General features: G+C 42.4%; 2 protein-coding genes. One reads left to right on the plus strand and one right to left on the minus strand.

Going from position 1 to position 1734, the window contains the following annotated elements:
- The coding region (lysS, locus tag ACESK1_RS08760) for a lysine--tRNA ligase (RefSeq protein ID WP_372919809.1) at positions 1-1469 on the minus strand (1469 nt) is incomplete at its 3' end.
- Positions 1470-1610: 141 nt separating this feature from the next.
- Here lysS and ACESK1_RS08765 point away from each other — a divergent pair.
- The coding region (locus ACESK1_RS08765; RefSeq protein ID WP_372919810.1) for a YqaE/Pmp3 family membrane protein at positions 1611-1734 on the plus strand (124 nt) is incomplete at its 3' end.

Raw genomic sequence — 1734 nt, forward strand, 5'->3', positions numbered from 1 at the left:
AATAACACTTCCTGAATAGAGCGGTTATTCGTTAAGAACATGATCAATCTGTCCATTCCAATTCCCAATCCGGAAGTCGGTGGCATTCCATATTCCAAAGCTCTTAGGAAATCTTGGTCTATAAACTCGGTAGCCTCATCGTCCCCTTTTTTGGCAAGTTTAAGCTGCTCTTCAAAACGTTCCCGCTGGTCTATAGGATCGTTTAATTCAGAATAAGCATTGGCGATTTCCTTCCCACAAACCATAAGTTCAAAACGTTCGGTAAGCTCTGGATTTTCGCGGTGCTCCTTGCAAAGCGGACTCATTTCCTTTGGGTAATCGGTGATAAATGTGGGTTGGATATATTTCCCTTCACATTTTTCTCCAAAGATCTCATCGATGAGCTTTCCTTTCCCCATGGTTTCATCAACCTCGATGCCCATGTCTTCAGCAGCCTTTCTTATCTCAGCTTCAGATTTTCCGGTGATGTCAAAACCTGTAAATTCTTTAATAGAATCGGTCATGGTGACACGCTTATAGGGCGCTTTAAAATCTATTTCATATTCGCCAAAAACTGCTTCGGTAGTCCCGTTAACCTGCAGGGCGCAGTGTTCCAGGAGGTTTTCGGTAAATTCCATCATCCAGTTGTAGTCTTTATAGGCTACATAGATTTCCATCGCGGTAAATTCAGGATTGTGGGTGCGGTCCATACCTTCATTTCTGAAGTTTTTAGAGAACTCATACACCCCGTCAAAACCACCTACGATAAGTCTCTTCAGGTATAATTCATTGGCAATTCTCAGGTAAAGCGGAATATCCAGCGCATTGTGATGTGTGATAAAAGGTCTTGCAGCTGCTCCTCCCGGGATGGATTGCAGAATGGGAGTTTCAACCTCGAAATAACCTTTCTCGTTGAAGAAATTTCGCATAGCGTTAAAAAGCTTCGTACGCTTTACAAAGATGTTTTTCACATGCGGATTTACAGCGAGATCGGCATAACGCTGGCGGTATCGATGCTCAGGATCGTTAAAGCCATCATGGGTGTTTCCTTCTTTATCTGTTTTTGGCAGGGGAAGCGGGCGCAGGGATTTGCTTAGTAAGGTAAAATCCTTCACCATTACCGTCATTTCACCAACCTGGGTTTTAAAGAGCTCCCCTTCAATGCCGATAAAATCACCTATATCAAGTAATTTTTTGTAGAAATTATTGTATTTATCTTTATTCTCGCCTGTGCAGATTTCATCACGATTAAAATAGATCTGAAGCCTTCCTTCAGAATCCTGAAGCTCAGCAAAAGAAGCTTTACCCTGAATTCGACGAGACATAAGCCTACCGGCCATCACTACTTTTTTCCCCTCTTCAAAGTTGGATTTCACCTGTTTGGTGGTATGATCTACCGGAAAAAGATCGGCGGGATAGGGATTGATGCCTTCTTTTCGAAGTGCAGCGAGCTTTTCGCGGCGTATAATTTCCTGTTCAGATAGGTGCATGATAATAGTTTGAAAATTAAAAACCTGCTTTTCTGCAAGGCGGATGCAAATATAGTGACTATCAGGCTACCAACCAATGGAGGTGCAGGCCGAATTTTTAATCTTATCTTTGCAACAAGAATCGCTTTAAATTTGAGTATTATGAGTGTTTGGAGAGTTATACTTTCTATTTTGTTTCCGCCCCTTGCCGTGTATGATCGCGGCTGTGGCTCTATCCTTATCGTATTGTTATTAACTTTACTGGGTTGGATTCCCGGAGTGATCG

Origin of the sequence: Salegentibacter sp., from assembly GCF_041642575.1 — a bacterium.
Classification (GTDB): Bacteria; Bacteroidota; Bacteroidia; order Flavobacteriales; family Flavobacteriaceae; genus Salegentibacter.